At 37.0% G+C, this 21,069-nt stretch carries 26 protein-coding genes and 1 rRNA gene; 17 read left to right on the top strand and 10 right to left on the bottom strand.

Annotated features, from left to right (window positions below):
* A complete protein-coding gene (locus BN1765_RS00470; RefSeq protein WP_147554121.1) occupies positions 1–180 on the top strand; it encodes a hypothetical protein in 180 nt (59 codons plus the stop codon).
* A 130-nt stretch (positions 181–310) separates the two neighbouring features.
* Complete coding sequence (locus BN1765_RS00465) at positions 311–739, top strand: terminase small subunit (protein ID WP_050613369.1); 429 nt, start codon at positions 311–313, stop codon at positions 737–739.
* A gap of 406 nt (positions 740–1,145) precedes the next feature.
* Here the strand turns inward: BN1765_RS00465 and rrf are convergent.
* Positions 1,146–1,261, bottom strand: a 5S ribosomal RNA gene (gene rrf / locus BN1765_RS00460).
* Between the two features lie 1,224 nt (positions 1,262–2,485).
* On the opposite strand from rrf, the gene BN1765_RS00455 reads away from it, so the two are divergent.
* Positions 2,486–3,061 carry a type II toxin-antitoxin system PemK/MazF family toxin gene (locus tag BN1765_RS00455; RefSeq protein ID WP_050613368.1) on the top strand — a complete coding sequence of 192 codons (576 nt, stop codon included), beginning with the start codon at positions 2,486–2,488 and terminating at the stop codon, positions 3,059–3,061.
* Between the two features lie 292 nt (positions 3,062–3,353).
* Here BN1765_RS00455 and BN1765_RS00450 read toward each other — a convergent pair whose 3' ends face one another.
* The 3 genes from BN1765_RS00450 to BN1765_RS00440 form a co-directional block, all read right to left on the bottom strand.
* Positions 3,354–3,587, bottom strand: a complete 234-nt coding sequence (locus BN1765_RS00450) for a BRO-N domain-containing protein (RefSeq protein ID WP_050613367.1) — start codon at positions 3,585–3,587, stop codon at positions 3,354–3,356.
* Positions 3,588–3,982: 395 nt separating this feature from the next.
* Entirely contained in the window at positions 3,983–4,645 is a 663-nt protein-coding gene (locus BN1765_RS00445; RefSeq protein WP_050613366.1) for a replication-relaxation family protein, read from the bottom strand.
* Positions 4,645–5,802, bottom strand: a complete 1,158-nt coding sequence (locus tag BN1765_RS00440) for an FtsK/SpoIIIE domain-containing protein (RefSeq protein WP_050613365.1) — start codon at positions 5,800–5,802, stop codon at positions 4,645–4,647. Before BN1765_RS00440 ends, BN1765_RS00445 begins: the two co-directional genes overlap by 1 nt.
* A gap of 549 nt (positions 5,803–6,351) precedes the next feature.
* Here BN1765_RS00440 and BN1765_RS00435 point away from each other — a divergent pair.
* Both BN1765_RS00435 and BN1765_RS00430 read left to right on the top strand, forming a co-directional pair.
* Positions 6,352–6,555: a hypothetical protein gene (locus tag BN1765_RS00435; RefSeq protein WP_050613364.1), complete on the top strand. Its 204-nt coding sequence runs from the start codon at positions 6,352–6,354 to the stop codon at positions 6,553–6,555.
* A 57-nt stretch (positions 6,556–6,612) separates the two neighbouring features.
* Positions 6,613–7,134: a hypothetical protein gene (locus BN1765_RS00430; RefSeq protein WP_050613363.1), complete on the top strand. Its 522-nt coding sequence runs from the start codon at positions 6,613–6,615 to the stop codon at positions 7,132–7,134.
* Positions 7,135–7,341: 207 nt separating this feature from the next.
* On the opposite strand, the gene BN1765_RS00425 is transcribed toward BN1765_RS00430, so the two are convergent.
* On the bottom strand, positions 7,342–7,707 hold the full coding sequence (locus BN1765_RS00425; RefSeq protein WP_050613362.1) for a hypothetical protein: 366 nt from the start codon (positions 7,705–7,707) through the stop codon (positions 7,342–7,344).
* A 495-nt stretch (positions 7,708–8,202) separates the two neighbouring features.
* Between BN1765_RS00425 and BN1765_RS00420 the strand changes: the two genes are divergently transcribed.
* From BN1765_RS00420 to BN1765_RS00400, 5 genes are all read left to right on the top strand, one after another.
* Positions 8,203–8,439, top strand: coding sequence for a helix-turn-helix transcriptional regulator (locus BN1765_RS00420; protein WP_050613361.1), 237 nt, complete (start codon positions 8,203–8,205; stop codon positions 8,437–8,439).
* A 453-nt stretch (positions 8,440–8,892) separates the two neighbouring features.
* Positions 8,893–9,786, top strand: coding sequence for a hypothetical protein (locus BN1765_RS00415; RefSeq protein WP_050613360.1), 894 nt, complete (start codon positions 8,893–8,895; stop codon positions 9,784–9,786).
* A 340-nt stretch (positions 9,787–10,126) separates the two neighbouring features.
* Complete coding sequence (locus tag BN1765_RS00410) at positions 10,127–10,366, top strand: hypothetical protein (RefSeq protein WP_050613359.1); 240 nt, start codon at positions 10,127–10,129, stop codon at positions 10,364–10,366.
* A 396-nt stretch (positions 10,367–10,762) separates the two neighbouring features.
* On the top strand, positions 10,763–11,785 hold the full coding sequence (locus BN1765_RS00405) for a tyrosine-type recombinase/integrase (RefSeq protein ID WP_147554120.1): 1,023 nt from the start codon (positions 10,763–10,765) through the stop codon (positions 11,783–11,785).
* A gap of 144 nt (positions 11,786–11,929) precedes the next feature.
* Positions 11,930–12,679, top strand: a complete 750-nt coding sequence (locus tag BN1765_RS00400) for a hypothetical protein (protein WP_050613357.1) — start codon at positions 11,930–11,932, stop codon at positions 12,677–12,679.
* Positions 12,680–12,889: 210 nt separating this feature from the next.
* On the opposite strand, the gene BN1765_RS00395 is transcribed toward BN1765_RS00400, so the two are convergent.
* The 3 genes from BN1765_RS00395 to BN1765_RS00385 are packed head-to-tail and all read right to left on the bottom strand — an operon-like array spanning position 12,890 to position 14,502.
* Entirely contained in the window at positions 12,890–13,192 is a 303-nt protein-coding gene (locus BN1765_RS00395) for a hypothetical protein (RefSeq protein ID WP_050613356.1), read from the bottom strand.
* Positions 13,176–13,487, bottom strand: a complete 312-nt coding sequence (locus BN1765_RS00390) for a hypothetical protein (RefSeq protein WP_050613355.1) — start codon at positions 13,485–13,487, stop codon at positions 13,176–13,178. The genes BN1765_RS00395 and BN1765_RS00390 overlap by 17 nt, the downstream gene beginning before the upstream one ends.
* 10 nt (positions 13,488–13,497) lie before the next feature.
* On the bottom strand, positions 13,498–14,502 hold the full coding sequence (locus BN1765_RS00385) for a tyrosine-type recombinase/integrase (protein WP_082195385.1): 1,005 nt from the start codon (positions 14,500–14,502) through the stop codon (positions 13,498–13,500).
* Between the two features lie 306 nt (positions 14,503–14,808).
* Between BN1765_RS00385 and BN1765_RS00380 the strand changes: the two genes are divergently transcribed.
* Entirely contained in the window at positions 14,809–15,015 is a 207-nt protein-coding gene (locus BN1765_RS00380; RefSeq protein WP_050613353.1) for a hypothetical protein, read from the top strand.
* A complete protein-coding gene (locus tag BN1765_RS00375; protein ID WP_050613352.1) occupies positions 14,984–15,565 on the top strand; it encodes a MerR family transcriptional regulator in 582 nt (193 codons plus the stop codon). The genes BN1765_RS00380 and BN1765_RS00375 overlap by 32 nt, the downstream gene beginning before the upstream one ends.
* Positions 15,566–15,667: 102 nt before the next feature.
* Here BN1765_RS00375 and BN1765_RS00370 read toward each other — a convergent pair whose 3' ends face one another.
* Positions 15,668–16,024 (bottom strand): hypothetical protein, encoded by a 357-nt coding sequence (locus BN1765_RS00370; protein WP_050613351.1) that lies wholly within the window; start codon positions 16,022–16,024, stop codon positions 15,668–15,670.
* A 126-nt stretch (positions 16,025–16,150) separates the two neighbouring features.
* Here BN1765_RS00370 and BN1765_RS00365 point away from each other — a divergent pair, with 126 nt between their 5' ends.
* Complete coding sequence (locus tag BN1765_RS00365; protein WP_050613350.1) at positions 16,151–17,008, top strand: hypothetical protein; 858 nt, start codon at positions 16,151–16,153, stop codon at positions 17,006–17,008.
* A 290-nt stretch (positions 17,009–17,298) separates the two neighbouring features.
* On the opposite strand, the gene BN1765_RS00360 is transcribed toward BN1765_RS00365, so the two are convergent.
* Positions 17,299–17,502 (bottom strand): helix-turn-helix domain-containing protein, encoded by a 204-nt coding sequence (locus BN1765_RS00360; RefSeq protein WP_050613349.1) that lies wholly within the window; start codon positions 17,500–17,502, stop codon positions 17,299–17,301.
* Between the two features lie 163 nt (positions 17,503–17,665).
* On the opposite strand from BN1765_RS00360, the gene BN1765_RS00355 reads away from it, so the two are divergent.
* From BN1765_RS00355 to BN1765_RS20635, 4 genes are all read left to right on the top strand, one after another.
* Complete coding sequence (locus tag BN1765_RS00355; protein WP_050613348.1) at positions 17,666–18,019, top strand: hypothetical protein; 354 nt, start codon at positions 17,666–17,668, stop codon at positions 18,017–18,019.
* Positions 18,016–18,336, top strand: coding sequence for a hypothetical protein (locus BN1765_RS00350; protein ID WP_050613347.1), 321 nt, complete (start codon positions 18,016–18,018; stop codon positions 18,334–18,336). Before BN1765_RS00355 ends, BN1765_RS00350 begins: the two co-directional genes overlap by 4 nt.
* Before the next feature lie 282 nt (positions 18,337–18,618).
* The gene (locus BN1765_RS00345; RefSeq protein WP_050613346.1) at positions 18,619–19,935 is read left to right on the top strand and encodes a replication protein; all 1,317 of its coding nucleotides are present in this window, start codon (positions 18,619–18,621) and stop codon (positions 19,933–19,935) included.
* 401 nt (positions 19,936–20,336) lie between these two features.
* Positions 20,337–20,717: a helix-turn-helix domain-containing protein gene (locus tag BN1765_RS20635; RefSeq protein ID WP_075050768.1), complete on the top strand. Its 381-nt coding sequence runs from the start codon at positions 20,337–20,339 to the stop codon at positions 20,715–20,717.
* The last annotated feature ends 352 nt before the right edge of the window (positions 20,718–21,069 follow it).

Genomic DNA, 21,069 nt, shown 5'->3' with positions numbered 1-21,069 from the left:
GTGAATAAATTTACAGTAGGTGTGATTGTATTAGTTATTTTAAGTGTAATCATAGGGGGTATTTTTGCAGATGCATTTCGCTGGATTTGGAATGCAGTGTGGATTCTCTTTCTGCTCCTAGTAATAATACCAACTGTATTTAGTGGCAAATCAAAGAAAAATAAAGCAAGAAAGGGCTGAATTTAGCCTTTTCTTTTCTTTATCCGGACAAATCAGACACCTTAAAAAGGGGAAAATATTTAGAGTTTTTTTAGTCTAAAAAAAAGAAGCTGTATAGAGATTAAAGAGTGGACGACGGAGGAGGATATTATTGAATTTAACACCAAAGCAAAAGAAATTTGCAGATCACTATATTGTGACAGGGAACGCAACCCAAGCTGCAATAAGAGCAGGGTATAGCGAAAAGACAGCTCGGTCGGTAGGTGCTGAGAACCTTACAAAACCTTACATCCGGTCATTTATTGATGAACGAATGGCCGCCAAGGATGCCGAACGTATAGCTAGCCAGGATGAAATCCTTGCCTATCTAACGAGCATTATGAGGGGAGAACATACTGAACAGACTCTCCGAGGCGTTGGTGAAGGCGTCCAAGTAATCGATGATATTGATATTGGAGCTAAGGATCGGTTAAAGGCTGCTGAATTGCTCGGCAAACGATACGCCATGTGGACGGACAATAAGAACCTCACTGGCAATGTAGGTGTAATCATCATCGATGACATAGGTGATGAGGAGTAATTACGGCTATTTGTATTTTTCGAAAAACTTGGCATGGAATACCTCCTATTATTCGGGATAGGCACTTATGGTTTGGATAGATTTGGCTATAACCTATCTTTACTTTCAGATGTATTAAGGTTTAATATATGAGTTGTAAGGTCAAGATAAAAGTGTGAGAGCTTTTTGCGCGGTTCCTCTCGGGAACGTTTGTTTTTTAGAGCATGTAGATCGTGTTAAGGTTGCTACTTCCGTGGTTTCATTCATTGTGAAAATCACAGAGATACAAACTTGGGTTAGGTGGTGTCACCGGCAAGTGACCCAGTTTTATTGCATTACAATAATCGGTAATGCAACCTAGTATATCAAAAAAATAAAAAAGGACACTTCAAGCCTGGTAAGCTTGGTGTCCTTTTTTTCTGTTGGTGCCTGGCAACGTCCTACTCTCGCAGGGGGAAGCCCCCAACTGCCATCGGCGCTGAAGAGCTTAACTTCCGTGTTCGGAATGGGAACGGGTGTATCCTCTTCGCTATTGCCACCATGGCTTCAACTGCCACTTTGGGCGGCCCCAAAAATATAAATCAGATGTTTTGTATTAGCTCTTACTTGTTTGAGGTTGGTTAGTCCTCGAACAAATCCAAGCCTGCGCTAAAGGGCCGATGAAGGGGTATTCATGTGATTATGGCTGTATGATTGCTTAACCTTGGAAGTAATTCAAGAAGAGTAACAAATAAGGTAAGGCCATCGTACCAATAGCTGCGATGCCTTGGCATACATTTTTAAATTTCTCGCCATTAGTCTTATCACTGTAAGGTTCCTGATTAGGTGTGTGAGAATTTTGCATAATGCGGTTCCCCCTCTCTTCAGGGGAATACAAAACATCTATTTCCATAATACATCATTTCAGAGTAGTATAAATTGATTTTTGTGGTGTTATTTAACAAAAAAGATAGATTATACATATATAGTCGACTAAGGAAATAGCGTCCCCATAAGAGGGAACCTAGGTATTCATATGCAGGCACCTTCTCCGTATAAACACCCGGTAGTTTTATCCTCCACCGCCGAATTTACCTCCTACATGAAGGATAATACCTTACAAAACCCAACATCTAGGGCGCACTTATCTGGCACGATTTTCATTCTGACCTTGTATAAGTGGTCATTAAATGGCACCTAGTTGTTTCTCCATATAACTCTTACTTAAAAAAGAGTAACAGTTTAGAAGTTATGTCCAGAAATGGACGTTACTGAACTTATCCAAAAAAGTCTAACATCAAAAAAGGACCCTTACCATCCTCAAAATGAGGACGGTTGGGCAAAGACTAACCGCACCAATAGAAAGGAACGCTGAATATTAGTCAGTCGGCTCAGCGTAATAAATTCAGTTGAGATAGCAATGGATTTTATACGTATATACACTCTTTCCATCAATTTTTCTTATTATCTATTCCGTTTCTGGCCGGAGATCCACTAAGAAATACTAAGACTCATATTGTTATTCAGGAAGAAAAGATGACCGATTTTCTGACTTTTCCGAGTCCCTAAAAGGAGAGGTTATTGATGCGGGAATGTGATATAACCGTACCGAATTGTAAGCCTATGCCAAACGCCCCGTAGAATTAGCAAGCCGTCCTGTCATTTCTGGCGCCATAAATAAGACGGCTCAAATCTTAGCTGTCCGTTCTAGGGACTTCTAATAGATTTTTCCCCTAATCCTTTTTACTCTGTTATGATTAGGAATATAAAAAAAAACGGGGGATTTACGTGCCAAAAAAAGAAGAATTTTCAAAGAAAATTGATGATGCTTTTCGAAAATTAAAAAGTGAAATAATGTATTTTTATGATGAAGATATGGTTTATGGGGAAGATTTGACCAATTGGTTGTTGGAAATTGGAATAAAGAATAAAATCATTCATCTATTTAAAAATAACCCTCCGAAAAGGGATAAAGAAATGGTCAGACGAAGACGGAGTGAAGTGTACTGGGTGGATTTTGGGGTAAATATAGGCTCTGAATTTAACTACCCTCATTTTTGCGTGGTGATTAAGGAGTTTACATATCATGCTATTGTTGTTCCAATCTCATCTATGAAAGAAGAAGAAAAAGATTGGAAATCAGTAGATAATTTATACATGGAGATTGGTCCGTTGAAAGATTTACCCGAAAAGCAAACTGATTCCTATGCTGTGGTTAGTCAAATTAAATCCGTAAGCAAGCAAAGGCTAAGTAGCTACAAACACAAGGGCAAATTTATCAAAATGAAGCTAACAGATGAACAAATGGATAAAATTGATCAGGCGATTTTAGATTTAGCCACTAAAAAGACTCAAAACTCTTGATTTAGTAGTCATATTATTGTATTATTTGGGTACTATTTAAATAAGGCCCTAGCGCCGACCTGGAAACACCAAAGGCTTTACGCCGACCTGAATTTACTAAAGGCTTTACGCCGACTCGAATATCAAAGGCTTTACGCCGACCTGAAAAAGCTGTCCTTTTATAGGGCAGCTTTTTGTTTGTTGATTTTGTAAGGGTAACACAAAAGTGTGCAACCCTTCTTGGCTGATCTGGTTGACCCCAATCTGAGGGGATCTAGTTCTTATGATGGGGGTGTCGATTGAATCTACTCCCTTATCTAAGAATCAAAGTGTATAAACCTGCTTCATTGATGATATTCACTTCACCTTGACGACCTATGTTGAACATAGACCGTTCATCTTCGTCTAATCGTTGCAATGCCTGAGTAACATTCTGAATTTCCAAGACCTCGCAAACATCTTTCGCCACAAACCAAACTTCCTCTTCTTGTAATACTGTGCGGACTGGAGAATCGCCGTAATTGAAAACCTTCTGAATATCGTTCATCCAATCACCCCTTAATGTATTCTTCTACTGTATCTTGCTTAGTGGGGCGAAAAGTTGCTAACTTTGTTACAGTGTCACAAAAATGTGCAACTGTTATCTAAAAAAGAAGAGCTGAACTTTCCGGGAAAAGAGAAGGTTCTACAATGGAACGTTCATAAGGGTGACCCAAAAATGTCCTACCTTTAAATTTCTCATATTAAATAGATTTTCACTCCACAATTTTGTGGAGGCACATTGGTTGGGCAAAAAAGTCTAACCAATTTAACGATAAACAAAAAGTTACCTTGGTATATCTCACGAACATCACAAACATCTCTAGGACAGCACAATTTCGTGCTATCCCAAATTAAAGCTCAATTACTTTTTCTCAAAAGTGAGATAAAGTCTAGTTTCATCTAGTTCCCAACAAGCTTAATCCCTGAAGCATTTATCTGGATGTCTTTGTGTACCTGGACAGGCTGACTATTAAAACTGATAAATTGCGCGGAATCCTGTATTTGGAGAATTTTTATTCCTGAAAAGGCAGGTAATTCATAACGCGTGGTAGTGATAAGCAAGATCCGCGGGAATACTTTACGATCTTTCGGCTGCCAGGCTTCATTTTCCCATTCTTTACTCATGTAATAGTGAAAATACCTTTTGAACTTGGCATCCATTACTTTCTTTGAGTAAACACTTCGCTGGATTTCCACGAAGAAAGGGGCTTTTCTGTAAATCATAAATACGTCCGGCTCCATAAAGTCTTTTCCGTACTTCGGTTCTACAATAAAGTTTTTAATCTCTCCGGTATGCTGGATATCAATATAAAATTGTGCGATGGATAGAAAATGAGGAATTTTTGCTGAATCCTTCTTGATCGAAGGGATAGGGAAGTAAATGTAAGGTTGGGTATGCGTAGCAACATCTATCTGGCCATCACGTCTTAATCGCTTTAGGACAGTATTACAAGAAGTAATAGGGTTATTCAATTGGCTGAAATGCAAGGAGATAAGTTGATCACGAGTTAAGCATCTGAAACGCAATAAATCATTCAAAATGTCCTGGTCTCTCTTTTTCATTAGTCCAACACCTCGAATATTGCGTCTATAATATTAGACCCATTGTTATTTGGCTCGTATTTCCTTTCTGCGGGCTTTTTATTCGTTGGGTACTTATACCTCTCTAAAATTATTTTCGCTTTTTCTAACGGTAAGAATGGGGCTTGAATTTCCCTTAGATTATCAACTCCATCTAATTTAAGTAACATTCTTCCATCTCCCGGAAGTTTTTCGCTTCCCGGCGTACCAATTATCTTGGAATTAATGAGATCTGCACATTTAAAGCCCATCCTAACAGTCAGATTGTTCTTTAAAGCTCCATCCAATAAATTTGCATCAGGTCGTTGCATGGACAGTATAAGCAGGATTCCGAGAGCACGGCCGACAGCTGAAATTTCCTCGATCATATCCATGATGACTCTTTCTTTTTTCAATCTAGCCACTTCATCAATACATAGAACAATATAAGGCAACGGCTCTGGAAGGTCGTCGATATGGGCCAGTTCATGAGCGTCCAGTAAGTCTCCTCTGCGGTTCAATTCTTGCTGAAGATATTCAAGCATTGGGAGCATATCGGTAGGATTGACAGCCACGGCTTTCACCTGCTTAACGTTCCTGAATATATGGAATTCTGAACGTTTCATATCGCATAGATACAGTTCAAGGCGTTCTGGAGGAAGGGTAGAGATTAAGGATGTAAGAATAGATCGTAGCTGAGTGGATTTCCCTGTACCGGTCTCTCCGGCTATCAATAAATGCGGATATTTCAGCATGTCATAAGCAACCTTTTTTCCTTTCATATCAAGACCGCATACGATAGGAAGGCGCTTGTTCTCCATCTGTTCTTGGAACTGTTCTTTATCGTAACGGACCATGCTCGGAACGCTTGATACATATACGGTTAAGGTGAATTTTTTTACATCGCCTTTTAACTCGATACGTTCTCCGAATACTTGCCGAAAACAAAACTGCTGTTTTGTAATGAGTTTGGGATCCATGCCGGTCGGGAGGGTGAAGACATATTCCAATGTCTCTTTTTTTAAAGTGACTGCCTGTATCTTTGGATAAATTTTGCCGGATGTGTTCCCGTATGAATAGGTAATTCCCATCTCTCCCATTTTGAATGCGTGCTGCAGGAATCGTTTTGCTTTTTGCTTATGGAGCCAGCTACTGATCATATTGCCACCTCGCAAATTAAAATGTTAATCATACTGCAAGTTGAATAGTCTCTGTCAAAGTACTTTCCGATAAAACGGAATGTACTTTTTGGAATTGGTACAGCGAAAACTAAGGTCATATTGTCCGAGGTTCCGGATCCGAAGTGAAAATTTATTCGGGGTCTTTTCATCCCCTAACTTTGGGGAGTCAGGTGCCGGGCCGGGCTGAAATTTCAGCAGCCAAAATAAGCGCGTTTCGTGAAATTCACGACTCGCCAATTTTGGAGAGTCCTTTCTGAATTAACTTGCCGAAAACTAATTGTTTAGGGGTCGGAAACTCCGAGTACCATTCCCCCGTTTTCATGGCTGGAATTTCAGTTGCCAAAAGCGAAAGGTCAATTTGTCCGGTTGCCTCCAATCATCATTGGTAATGACGAGTAGGCAATTTCGCCGAGTCCATCTGAGCCTACATGAAAACTTGTGATTAGCTTTGTAATAATGTTGACAAATATTTACATAGGTACATAGGCTTATGCGCCGAATCCTTTTATTAAGGGAGGAGGTGGGCTAATGTTAGTCAATGGTGTAGAGAGAGTCGAAATCGATGGCATCAAATTAGATGTACGCGTTCAAAAAACGCCAGATGGTGATTATATCGGTTATGCTTGCAGGCCAGATGGAGAAGACTTTGCAGTGGGTCGGCATAAGGATAGAAGAGTAGCCAGAGAAACATGTGTTAAAAATTTTGTCTCAAATAAAGAATTGTTTAGGTAATATTTAGCAGGTAAATACTCCTTTGTTGTTGAAAGTTGGAGTAAAGGAGGAGAACAAATGGATAAAAATTTTCCAAGTGCGGATCTTTTAGAAAAACTAAAGACTGCAAGAATTTTAACTGAGAAAATGGAGCTGCCTCAATCAATAAAAGAACAACTAAAGTTAACAGAAAAATTGCCAACAATGGTTCATACTCCTTTAACTAACGAGAATAAAGTTGGCGAAGAATTACAAAGATCCATGGAAGAATGGCATAAGAATGAACAAGAAGAAAAACAAAGAGAAGAAGAATACAAAGAATCTGTTTTAAACGCGCTGCTGGGAATCGAAAAAAATACAGCTTTATTAACAGAAATGACCTTATTACTTCAAACGAATAACGATAAGCAAGACGAAATTTTCGCTATTATGGTAGAAATTTTAGAAATAATGAAAAGTGCAAATGAAGAAGAAGCAAATTCTAAATTCACTAAAGTAATGAAAAAAATCACCACCTTTACAGAAAACGCATCTACTATGCAAAGTTTGCTTGGGATGGCGAATGCGGCATTTAATGCATATCAAGGCTTACCATTTTAATCGATTGATGAAATTCAAAGCGCCATTTGGAATGGTGCTTTTTTATATGGAGCACATCATGCATATGGGTAAACAAAATCAATGAAGTGTTGCAAAACGTTGCAATAATTACACATATGGATTAACCGAATTCACAGGGCAACGCAATTTTGCGTTATCCTACATAGCAGCGCCTTACCCTCCTCAAAATTGAGGGCGGCTAACCCATTAAAAGGACAATTGATTTATAAGGAAATACATAGCAACCAAGCCGACAACCGGTAAAGCCAACTTCAAGAACGTATATATGGCTTCAGCGAATGCAATTTGTCCGTGATCGGCAAGGCCCTTTTCTATCAAGGCTACTGCAACTACTCCAGCTGCAATGAGGATGAATGTTGGGTCGATAAACATTGCTGGATTGAGGGGAATGAAGGAATAGAGGACTCCTACATTTTTATGAGTCCTCTTTTTTTTGAGTCGATTGAGGACAGGTGTTTTACCAGTCCTCATTGGTCGCTGTTCTCCTTTCAAGAACGCTTTGAAATCCATCGTTTCGGCTTTACTCGATACAAAAGGTAGATTACGTAACATGTTATAACTCCTTTCAAGAACAACTGGAGCATGTGAAGACGGTTGTTTCATCTACAAACATGATGTTGTTCAGTCCGCAAAATGAGCAATACATTTTAAGTGAATGGCTAGATTTATCTATGGTTAATGTAAATTGGTTACATTCCAAACACATAAACCGCACTAAGTTTATTTCCACTTTATCCCTCCACCTCCCCCCGCCTCCCCTCCGTCGTTCCCCTGTCGGCTCTCTAAACACTTTTTAAAATGCCTTTGTTTCTAACTTCGTTTGAGGAAAACAATGGTAGTGATAAAAAGGTAAGTATTCTGGTATTTACTTTTGTAATTCCTTTGTAACTTCAGAAGTAGCTGCAATGTCTTTTGCCATGGTTAAAGGTATGCAGCACTGGTTGTCCACGTTTCACGTTTTCTGGAAGTTTAAAAAATTAAATTCTTGGACAGGCTTGTTAGAAAACAGTGAAGGTCCAAAGTCGGACCGTGAGAAGGAGATTTAAAATGGATTGGTTTTCTTTAGGGAAACGTCGTTCTAGGTTCGGGAAATTTCTTGATAAGAATGGGTTATCACAGCAAGATGTTGTGAAAATAAGTGGAGTTAGCAGAGGGACGATCAGTAGACTTTGCCAGCCTGAACATGAGGAGGGCCCAACATTAAAAAATGCCAAAAAGATCGTCAAGGCATTGAACGATCTAACTGGCAAAGACATTCATTATGACGATTTTTGGAATATGTAAAGAATAAATATATTTAAAGAAAATATTATTTAAAAAACAATTTAGTCTAATGTTATATTGTTTTATCTGAGAATAGAGATATTAATTAGCTTTAATTATCAATAATAAAGGAAAATGTCTATAATTATCGAATTTAAGATATTAAGATGGTTGTGTAATAACTTAACAATTGAAAGGAGATTTCTATGGTATTTATTATGCGTTTTATTAGTTTGTTTTTAATTGTGGGAATAACATTAGGCTTAATAATAGAACTTCAGTATAAATCTATCCCCTTTGTGCTTATTATTTTAGTCTTAACATTTTTACTTTTGAAAGCAGATTGGCAATCGAAAAATGTAAAATGAATTGTCGAATCAACTAATTATTTTTATTTGTTTACAAAAAAAGGAGGTTTTTGAATATTTTTGTAGAAAGGTTTTTTTTAGAGAGGTGAACCAGGAGGAAGTTATTTTGAAAATTAAAAAATCATCAACCATTGTGTCTACACTTATTGTAGGTTTAAGTATTTTTTCCCCATTCGCTAATGCCGAAAGTCTTACTGATCAAGTGAAGAAGAGCAGTGATATAAAGGTTATTAAATCGTATTTAGAGAATAATGTAGCTAATCTTACAAATGAGTTCTTAACACTTAAAGATACAAGTAAATTAGATGATGTGGAAAAGATAATTGATACTTACTATGAAGAACATCCAGCACCGAAACAAATGGATGACCCAAGCATATCTCTTGAGGATGTGTTTCCAAAATTAATGGCTGAAAATGAAAAGGCTTTTAAAGAAAATAAAAGCGTATTGAACAACTTCATAGAAGATCAAAAAGAAAACTCTGATTTAGGCCAAGTATTTACATATCAAGATGGTGACAAATCGAAAGTTGATGTATACCTTGGAAATACTGGTGAAATTAGTATTGTTGAAGTGAGAACTGTTAAGGAAGCTCCTAAACAAGATACGAAAATTGAGCCTCTCTATACTCAAAAAGAAACAAGAGTAGAAAGAACAACGGGGATCTCTTATAATGCTCTTGGCTATCAAATGTTTACTTTGTGGGCAGAAGGCGGCTTTAAATATAATGGAACAAATGTTGTTTCTCAAAATATTGACGCCGATTGGAAAAGACACTTTTCAGGTTCTACTTTAAATCTAATGCCAGAGGTCATGCCGAAAACTAGAGCTGTTTCTATTGAAGGGCATAAATATGTGGAAGTCTATGCTCGTATGCGATATGAAGCTGGATTTGGTATTAGATGGGCAACTGCAGTTTTGAATAGTGGTACAGTTGAGTCTTATGTTGGATGTTCAGTAGATGGCAGTATCTATGGTGGTATAAAAAGAGTTTCCTAATCAATTGGAATTGTAATAATACAAACAAAAAATGAATCACCTCTCTTAAAACAATCCTTTTCTTGATTTTAGATAAGGGTTGTTTTTATTATGTAATATGCTCTTGGCGTTTGTAGCCGAATAATTAAATCTTGATATAATCAATCATTTGTAATAATCTGTATATAGATTTTCTTTTTTAGTTTTTAATTTATCATTTTCGCACAACAGCGAAGCAAACCATGAACTTAAACCTATGAGGTTATTAGAAATACAGGTCCTACTAGGAGTCTGTCTTTTATTCTAATAAATCCTCATAGGTTTTTTTGTTATAAAAAAATATAAAGAGGGATGAGAAAACATGAAAAACAATGTAAATAAATTAACCTATTACAAAATCAATCGCGTTCGCTGTCTGCGTTGCGGTGACGAACTATGTTACGAGCACAACAACAAGAATTCACGTGGCCCTGGTCGGATGATGACATGCAACTGCGGCTCGGTGTCTCTTGATCCTGCCGCGGTTATGTATCGCATCGTTTTATCCGAAGGCGGGACGTGGGACGACGTGGAAGACCTATCCGAGATTTGGCTGGACTAATAAAGAAACAGATGCGGCATTAACTGTCTTGATAGAAACAAAAGATGCTTAAGGCAAAGTAATGATACTTTGCTTTTTTTGCGTGTTCAAATGGGACACTTTCTGTTTTTGCTGCTTCATTTTTTGTAGCATCTTTGATGCAAAAATGGTGTGCACACCGAAAAAATACGAGGTTTAAAATATGCTCACCTCTTTAAACATTGAGCGAAAGGTTGAATATGTTCTTGGAAAATTTAATAAGCAAATTTATATGCATAGGCAACGCCCACCTTATGCGAGCTACAAGCTCACATTGCGTCCCTATAAGGGCGCAGGCGGAGCGAAGCGAGCATAAGGAGGGTGTTGCCAAGCAAAGCGAGGCGCGGAAAATATGCATTTTGAGGAGTGTTTTTATTGGTGAGAAGAGGTAAATCAAGCCTTGTGCATCAAGTCAAAGTAGCTGTTAATGCTATTGATCAAATAGGTATTGGAAAGAGAGAGTTAAAGAAGACGGGGGAACAAGGTATTCATTCTTTAAAACAAAAACAGAATACTATGTCAGCAGCTAAAAATTTCGTTATGTGGACTCGTGCTGAGTTCGGGGTAAGAAATGTCTATGAGTTAAAAGAAGAGCATTACAAGGCTTATTTGGAACATTTGGAGAGCAATGGACGGTCTATTGGACATCGACAGAACGTTGAGACAGCATTGAGGCATTTGCAGAAAGGTATGGATAAACGGAGCGAAATGTTTAACCGAGAAAAACATACTTTTATCCCTGATAAACGAGTGACAAACTCACGGAATAAAAAAACTCCTTCTAATCGAAGTTATAGCGATGAAGAATATCGCAAAATTTTGGCTGCGTTACCGCCTAACTCTCAAGATGCGGTTAAATTGTGCCGAGGGTTGGGATTAAGGGTAAAAGAAGCTGTGAGAGTGGAAGTTCAGCATTTTAATTTAAATGATGGATATTTGAAAATTGATAAAGGAACAGGCATTACAAAAGGTGGACGACACAGGGAAATACCTATTCCAACTGCATTAGTACCAGAATTGAAACGAATGATACAAGGTAAAGATGAACATGAGCATTTGATCCCTCTGGAACGTGATACGGTACGCAGAGCAGTTAATAAAGCGTGTTATAAAGCTGGTATCACACAAGTTGGTCGAGGCGTACATGGATTTAGGCATGCGTATAGTCGAGCAAGAATGAGAGAGTTATTTTCACGAAAAAATGTACTAGACCAAGCTCCTGTAATGATAGAGCGTATTATGTCTAATCGTGATCAAGGTAGGCAAGCTGACTATGGGATTGTAAGTGAATCTGACAAAAAATTATTTCGTGTGGTTAAACAAGCAATAGACCAGGTGCATGGAGAAATTGGCCATGGAAAAAATCGTTGGGATCTTGCTGCTGTTTATATGAGGGATTGACAGTGGATTATATTCTATAGCAGCAAAATAATAAACTATAAAGACATAATTATAGTAGTAAACTACCATTTTACATATAAAACCATTTTTATAAAAAAAAGTATGTTAACATTATTTTTAAATACGAAAGGGGAGAATTAAGTAATGAATAATATTAGAAAATTTCTAGTCGGTCTACTATCTATGGTATTATTAGTGGGATTAACTCTACCATTCTCAAGCGCTTCGGCTGAGGAACTCGAAAACATTGGGGACAATCAAACAACTCCAGAAATTCCCGAAGTATTAAAGCCAATTGATATTTCTGATTTGCAATATGATGTGAATAAAAATTTATCAGAAGAACAAATCGCTGAAAGATTCGATTGGATCAACTCAAATTATGAAATTAATCAACCATTCTCACTTGAAGACACAGAGTTTATTCGTGCATATGCTAGTCCATCTACGTCAAATGCCCCTACTAATACTAATAATGGCGGGATTTCAACATATGATTTGAAGTTTGGGAATTCAGCATCTCAAAGTTTCAGCAAATCAAAAACTGCTCAAGGTGTATCAATTAAAATAGCCGGTTCTGTAAGAGCTGAAGTAAATATATTAAACCATTCTTATGGTGCTAAATATAAAACAACGGTGTCATCAGGATCATCAAAAATTAAAAGTATAAGAAACAATGTCAAAGCTTCTGCATACGGGATGGTAGGAACTTCAGGAACTTATGTTGGTTTAGTACACTCTAGTTCGATTGGTGCTACCTCTGGTTCAAAACCAACAAGCTGGAGTATTGATAAAACCAAAGAATATTCAGCAGCCTTAGTTGTATACGTTTATGTAAATGCATATACGACTGTAAATACAACTTCAGGATCATTTGATTTATATGCCTTCTAAGGAGGTGCAACGACAAAATGGGTTTACTTAATCCGCTAAATTCTGTTTTACTTATTATCGTACTAGCAGCAATTGTATATGGAATTTACAAATTAATTAAAAAGTTCAGAGGAAAAAATAAAAAAAGGGCCTGATTCCAGGTCCTTTATCTTTTCCCGTTTTCAGTGAAACGAGGCAGTAGTTACGGGGGGAGACATTAAATATCCTCCATTACATACCCTTAACGTCTTCTTTATGCGTACAGTATACCGTTTTACTTTTGCCTTCAAGAGGTTTATGGCATTCTTCACAGTCCATTATAAAATCAGGTTCGGGTGCATCTAGGTGTGGATGCTGACAATGCGGACATAAAATATAGTTTTCCGTCCAAGTCACAGTTTCGGGATTGTAGTACTTTTCCAATTCATTAATCGCGGAGTTGATACATTCTATTGCTTTGACATCTCTTTCAGCCGGCATGTCATCTTCGAATACATCTAACCATTTTTTAAGGCTATTAATTACGTGATCCATTGTCTTCACCTCTTCTTTTTGTCGTACCTCCTAAAAACGGTATGCGATCGCCATCGATAACTCCTTCTAAATCTGCAAAGGCAAAGAATTTTTCTTGTGCTTTATCATCGTTAAGGATTGCCCAAAAACCACTTTGATCTTCTTCGATGCGCGTTATAACCCCATGATAATAAGTATCATCGTCATCTTCCTTAGTAGTCCAGTATTCAACAATGATTGTGACATAATCATCCGGTTGATAATTAAAATCGGTCTCCCCAATAAATATTGAACCTGTTTTGTATCGTACTTTCATAATAGCCCTCCTATAATTGGTCTATTAGGTCAGAATAATATGACTGTGGCTTCTCTAAGTATATCTTAGTTACCTCAATGCTGGTATGGCCCATATATTTCGCTATTTCTTGGATAGGAACGCCTTTTGCGGCTAACCGTAGACCGAATAAATGTCTGAGGTTATGTGCATGCGCCTTTTCCTTTGGGATGCCAGCCAAAGCAGCGTACTTCTTCATGCTGTTATGGATAGTCTGCCGAGTAATGGGGCCACGTTGGCCAACAAAGAGAGCCTGGGTAGCAACAGAGAAAGGTTGCTCCCTTACCTGAAGATAACTTTTTAATATTGAAATTAGTTTATTACTGATATAAATGTCTCTAAATTTGCCGCCTTTTCCCTTAATGTCACTAATGATTTTCTTTTCAGAGTTGACATGATCCACTCGGAGTTGAAGCATTTCACTCACACGCATACCGGAATAATACATGGCTTTAAGCATCGCCTCTGTTCTAATATCTCCCGATTCCTTCACCACTTTGATTAATGCTTGGAAATCTTCTTCTGAAAGTAATTCTTCATCTTTTAGGGAATATTGCTGCTGGATTTTTTCTTGCTTGATACGAACAGTCAATCCAAGAAGAAATCGATCGTTGAGGAAGGAAATGAATTGCTTTACACTCACTAATTTTCTATTAATCGTAAGGGTTTGGAGCTTTTTTGCTTTTAAGAGGTCCTTATATTGGTTTATATCGACCCTGTTGATTAAAGCGATATCTTTGCCAAGGAAGGATAGGAACTCTTTTAAATCCAAGGTATAGCCTTCTATGGTACCTTTACTCTTCTCTTCTTCTAATAAGTAATCAGTGAATGCTTCTAGGTATTCTGCATTCTTCATTCCCTTCACCTCTTTCTTAATTACTCCTATAGTAATATTTTTACCAAACAATGTCAATACAAAATTATAGTTATGTATTGAGTTTTTGTTAAAAGTTGATTTTATGGCATATCCTAAACTAAATCGTTTAAATTTCGCCATCTAGTTTACATAATACTTGAAAATACATCAGTTGCTCATAAGGAAATGGATGAATTTTGCAGGGGTGCGTGAAAGATAAGTTTCACGTAAAGTAGCCGTTTGTATTTATTAGAGGATAACTAAAGGTTTCTTCGTAAAGGTAGCGAAATTCTAATTCATAATAAGATGGATCGGAGGCATTGTTGTGAAGGTGAAAATTATAAAGGGTCCTTACACCGACAAAAAACATCCAGGCTTGTTATGACTATATGGTTAAGAAATATAAGAAGGATATTCTAAAAGAAATGAAGAGAAGGAGGATATCCAATGAAGGGAAAGGTCATTAAGGGGTCCTTTACAGAAAGAAATATGGAGAGAGGTTACAAACTAATTGCAGAGATTTTAAAGAAAAAAGTTTTGGAAGACCAAAGGAACACTAAGGAAGGCTCTCTTTCTAATTGTCCGATCTTGGACTACAATGAGAATAAAGAGGTGAAGAACGATGCGAAGAACGGAAAAGCCCCTAACTCCTAAGGAAGCCAGCATTAACTTGGGTATTGGGGATAGCACACTTCGTAAGTGGTGTATAGCTCTGGAAAGTCATAAATACTTCTTCCCTAGAACAGACAATAATCGAAGGGTGTTCTTCGAGAAGGACATGGTCGTTCTGCGGCATTTAAGAGAACTGGTTCAGGTACAGAATTTTAGTTTAGAGAACGCGTCTTTAGTTATCGTATCAAAGTATAAAGAGAATGCGTCCGAACAGCAGAACACCGATAACAGCGTTCCTGCATTGCGTGACCCTAATGAAATGTTGCAAGGACTGTTCGATCATATAGAACAGCAGGACAAGTTCAACAAGGAGCTTTTGGAGCGATTGGATCAACAAGAGCGATTCAATAAAAAGCTTCTGGAACAACTTGAAGAACAGGATAAATACATAAAAGAACGTATGAATAAGCGTGATGCAATGTTAATGGAGTCTTTGAAGGCTTCGCAAGAAACAAAAAAACTCCTGCTAGAAGCGCAGGAGGAGCAAAAGAAGAAACGCAAAGGGTTATTTAGCATTTTTAATAAAGGATAAAATTAAATAAGAAGCCAGCACATCGCCAGGCTTCTTAAATAGAATATTATATAAGCCTACTTGAATATTAAAGATAAAAGGATTGCCTTGAAGGCAATCCTTTTATCTTTTAATCTTTTTATTATTTTTTGAAATACTTCTACTGATTAGTTGACCTATTAAATAAATTATACCAATAAATAATATTGCGAAATTTCGATCTAATGGTTTGAACCATGTGAGGTCATTAGGAATAAAGAGAGCAGACAAAAGAAACGATATTGCAATTGTTATTAGGTTCATTAAAATGACAAAAATAAATTTTACATTTCTTGATAAAAAGCCAACGATAAGCATTAAAAGTATAAAGCTTACCAACAAAAATGTAGGTTTTTCACCTTTGAGATTTTGACTATATTCATACAAATGAAATAGGAATGGTACTGGGATTAAAGAAAAAAGAATCCAAATTTTTTTCATGAGGTAACTCCTTTTTATTATTAAAATATTCTATGTTATTTATATATTAACAAAATAGGGATTTCTTATAATAAATAATTATAATATAATTACATTGTTTCCGAAATAGTGAAAAGGAGGATAAAAATGTTACGAAAAGATTTGTTTGTAAAAGGTTTTGTCTCTCTAGTCATAGTTTTTTTAGGCTTTGTTAGTTTAAATATTCCATTAGCAAGCGCAAAAACTCTAGGCGTACCAGACAATCAACAAGAACTAAATGAGATGATTAATGATGGTGACGTTCAAAAAGGTGTTGAATTGGAAGATTTAAATCCTAGCTACGAAGGTAAGGAAGAAGTAAAAGAGATCTCTAAAAATGATAATTTGGCAGATTATGGATTAATGCTTGATGAAAACGGAGAAATTATATCAAAACCAGAAGAACCAAAAAAGAAGGCGACCACAACACAAGATGTGACCACAACACAAGATGTTTCCGCCGCCACCTCGACTTTTTATTATCCGGGGACAAAAATTACTCCAAGAAAAGGAGATATAATTATAACTACAAGTACATCATCTTTTGGAATAGCAGGACATTCTAGCATAGTTACAGAGCCTAGTATTATGCATTTCTCTGGACCGTCAGCTTCTGGACCTCGACCGATTTCTTATTCCAATTGGTTCAACAGGTATAAAGATGCTAAAATAGTTAGATTGACAAACTCCACCATTGTTACAAAAGCAGCTAGTTGGGCAGCTTCAAAAAGAAATGCAAACTGGGACTATGAAATAAATGGTGGAATTAGTGTACTTGATCCTAACTATTGTTCAAAGTTTGTTTACCAATCATTTAATATGGGAAATGGAAAAGGTATTCTAGCTCCAATAAATGGAATTGTGGCACCTTATAATTTCTTATATGGAGAAATGTATCCAAACACAGATGAACGAGTAATTGTTGATTGGAAATTCCCAGCGAGAATTGGTGACATGGATTTATAAATTAAAAATTAATAGTTTTAATAAAAAGTATAGTTTTTCGGAAACAAGGTTAAAAGTGTAAAGAATTATACATAATGATCCGTGTCGATTGAATAGTATGTCTTGGGCTTAATAAAAATTAATTATGGTTAAATATAAAAAAAAAGGAAAAGTGCTGAAGTTGATTCACCAACTTCAGCACTTTTCCTTAAAGAATAAAATATCGACATGTCTGAGTCCTTAAAAAGGGAAGCAGTACTAGTAGTGGAGCGTTGCTTTTTGTTTATTTAAGAAAAATCCATCCTCTAATATCATTCTTCTTCATAAGTAAATAAATCACCAGGTTGGCAATTGAATGCTTTACATAAAGCAACCATATGATCGACATCTATCCGTTTAATTGTTTCGTGATAATATCCGTGTATTGTAGCCGGCCGGATACCTGTCATCTCCGATAAATCTTTTTGTGTCATCTTTTTCTTACCTAACCATTCCGATACATGAATCCGTAGCATTTCAATCTCTCCGTTCATTAATTTATGACTATATTATAACTACAGAAGTAATTATATTCAATAAACTTGTTGACATATTACCACAAGGGTAATATTATGAATATATAAATTACCCCTAAAGTAATTTAAAAACTTTTGAAGTAATAAAAGGAGGAATATTGCAATGTATCAAACTCAAAAACAAGTAAGTGTTCCTGTCTCTCCAGTTGCTAATGATATCTCTTTGTTTCTAACTCGCTTAGCCTTAAATAAATTGCAAAAAATTGAAGAAGACAACAGGGTGTTTGTTTCAAAAGATAGTCGCAAGCAGCATGATCTTTTAAATGCGAAGTACAACGAAATTATGGAATATATCAAGCATGATGAAAAGCTTGTGAATATGTTTGCGGACTATGATGACAAGGCGTGTTATTGGCAGAGCCTTTCTTACTCGGATACGTTCATACAAGGATTTATTGAAGGGCATGGAACTACACTACAGCCGGTAGATGTATGGGCAAAGGAGGAAGAAAAATGAGTTGTATTGAGGAAAGAATTAATGCAAGCGTCCTTAAAGGCATGGCTTACGATAAATTTTTGCTGCTGGATGAAAATAATCAAATTTATAAAACTCCAAGGTCAATAAATGCGGCAGATGCTTTCGTCTCTTTTTTTCATGAATTTAGCGATAAATTGAAGGCCTATCCGGAACTAGAACGATTACTAATGGATTTTGAGGATAAGATACATGGTTTAACGGCCCAAGAATCGGAAAATAGCTTTATTCATGGGTTTTATGAGGGAGCGATATTTGCGTCTCAATTCCTTACCGAAATTTCGGCACAAAAAAAATGAACAGCTGCAACTGATCATTTTTTCATGTAGTTAATTTGGATAAGCTCATTATATCTTACTGAGGACACGATAACAATATTGTGTCCTTTGATCTTTTTCGACATTTTCTAGCGCTAATTTCTTAATTTTGATAGTATTATAGACAAGAAAAAAACTCCCGTAAGGTTTGGCGGCCTGAGGAGTTTTCTGGTATAGGATACGTGTACCCTTTTTTATTTATTTTGTTGGTTTTAATATATCACAGGTGTGCGTTTCCTTTCCAGTGGGAAGGAGAAAAAAGCTTTGGGAAATTTATCTTTGCAGTTCAAACCACAAGAAACATTTATTGAAGCCTGGCATGATTGCTACTTGTCAGAGAGTAAAATAACCGGCTTTATATGCACATTCCAATTACATACGAAAAAGCATATCTTTTATGGTCTGAATGATATTAACCATTTGCTAAAGGAAGCGAATAAGCGTAAAAAGGATGTTTATTTAAGCCTAAATGCATTTGAACACGGGTCCAGACAGGCGGCATCTTTAAAGCAGATTCGTAATATCGGCGTTGATATCGATTGCTATAAGCTCAACATAACAGTAGATCGTGCATCTGAAGAGATAAAGGATCTAATTTATAGAGGCAGCATCCCGAATCCAAATCTCGTAATCTATTCTGGCCGAGGAATTCAGTTGATTTATAGCATCACAGGCGGAGCCAGTCCGAAAATGGCTTACCTTTCCCAGTACATAACCACACAGTACATAGCGCAATTAAAGCATCTGGGAGCTGATACTACCGGTTCGGACGTGACAAGGGTTTTCCGGCTGCCATACAGTGTAAACGGACGTAATAATAAACGGGTCGAGGTAGAGATATGGCGGACCATGGAATATGACCTCATGGAGCTTTACAGCTATTGCACTCCATTAGAAAGCCGTAGAAAGCCGTCTAAGAAACGAAAAGGCATATTGGCAACCTTACCATCCCAACAAGGTCTTAAAAATCTATATAGCCTTAATACATGCCGGAAAGATGACCTAGAAATGTTAATTTCGCTTAGGAATGGGGATATCGAGAAACGAAACACATTGACATACATATATAGCTACACGATAGCCCTTTTACTGAAGAATAAAGAATCAGCCTTGGCCTTTGCTCAACAGATGAATGCTTCCTTGGCGGATCCTCAGCAGAAAACAATTGTGAGCCGAACGGCAGGTAGTGCTTATGACGATGCCATGGAATTCTTCGATGAATATGCCAAGCGAGATTTTAAAATGTGGTACAAGCATTCTGATGGCATCAAACGCCCGATGAAGAATGAAACCATTATTGAGGAATTGGATATTACAGCGGACGAAATGAAGCAATTCAAGACGATTATAGACGGTGTAGAGAAGCAAGCAAGGAATACAAAAGGACAAAGATTAAAACGCCGGAAACAGGGCGTACAGAAGCGAAAGGATTATCTAGAGCAACAGAAAGAGCAAACAGAAGATAAGCTTTGGCAATTACAACAAGCGATGGAAAGGCATCCTAATGCAAAACGTAAGGAATTAGCCGAAATGCTCGGAGTCCATCCAACGTATATAACCAAATTAAAAAAGCATTTATAAAAAAGGTGAATGGTCTGTCACCTTAAACCTTATATAATTGGACTGTGCTTTTTCGGCTATCTTCTTTGCTTCTTAGGCGTGTATTTAAAAAAGGTGAATGGTCTGTCATCTTAAACCTATATAATTGGACTGTGCGCGTTCTTGTAGAGTAAGGGCTCTCTGGGCTCTTGCTTTTTTATTTATCCATAGTGTGTCTCACGGTTTGTCCTTTACACCTTATATATATGGCCTGCGCTTTTTTACTGGGTCTGTGAGTTTATCTTAAGGAGGCTATTCTGCTGTTGTTCTTGCAGGTTCTGACGGATATTAGATATTGAGGTTTTACTTTTTTAGGGGGGGATGCAGTCCCGGAGCGGTTAGCAGTGGTTTTGGGTACTTTTTAGACTTAAGGGGGTTGTTTTGTGGATTTTTCGGATCAAACTTCTGTTTATTCTTGTTCTAATTGTTCTTTTGTTTTTGGCGTGGTTCTGATGGATTCTTTAGGTAGTTTAAATTGTCCTAAATGTGGGGGTTCAAGTAAGTTTTCTGGAAGTGGTTATTTAACCTATTCTTTACGGACTAAAGACCGGGGGAGCGCAGCGGCTTCAGATTCGACTCAGACCCCGTCTCATTCAATGTATCCATTAGTCTTAACGGCTGAGGACATTGCTGATATTTTGAGTATTTCTACACATGGAGCGTACGCTTTAATGAAAGAGCCTGGGTTCCCTTGTGTTACGATAGGTCGATTGAAAAGAGTGGGTCGAGATGCTTTTTTTAATTGGCTATCAGAATATAAATAATTAGTTAAGTCTCGTTGCTCACGGGGCTTTTTTTATTATAAAAGGTCGTGTTTTTCAGATTAAATCGGTATGGTAGCTTGTATAAATAAAAATTTTTATAAATATTTTTCGACGAAATTCGACATTCTATGATGAACAATTTTGTGGTTATTGTCCATGAATATATATAATTTTGATAACAGAAGGAAACATTTTGATACCTGTATGATACACAAGCGGTGTCAATGTATTTTGCAAGAAAAAAGTGCAGAGTATTGCAGCGGAAAATACAGAGTATTGCCACCCAGTATTTTTTATGCTTTTTTTGATAAGGCATTAGCCAAACGGAAACTACTTCCGGTATATGAAACAA

The sequence above is a fragment of the Bacillus testis genome (assembly GCF_001243895.1).
In the GTDB taxonomy this organism is placed as follows: Bacteria; Bacillota; Bacilli; order Bacillales; family DSM-1321; genus Bacillus_AD; species Bacillus_AD testis.
This window is presented reverse-complemented; position numbering and strand designations above follow the sequence as displayed.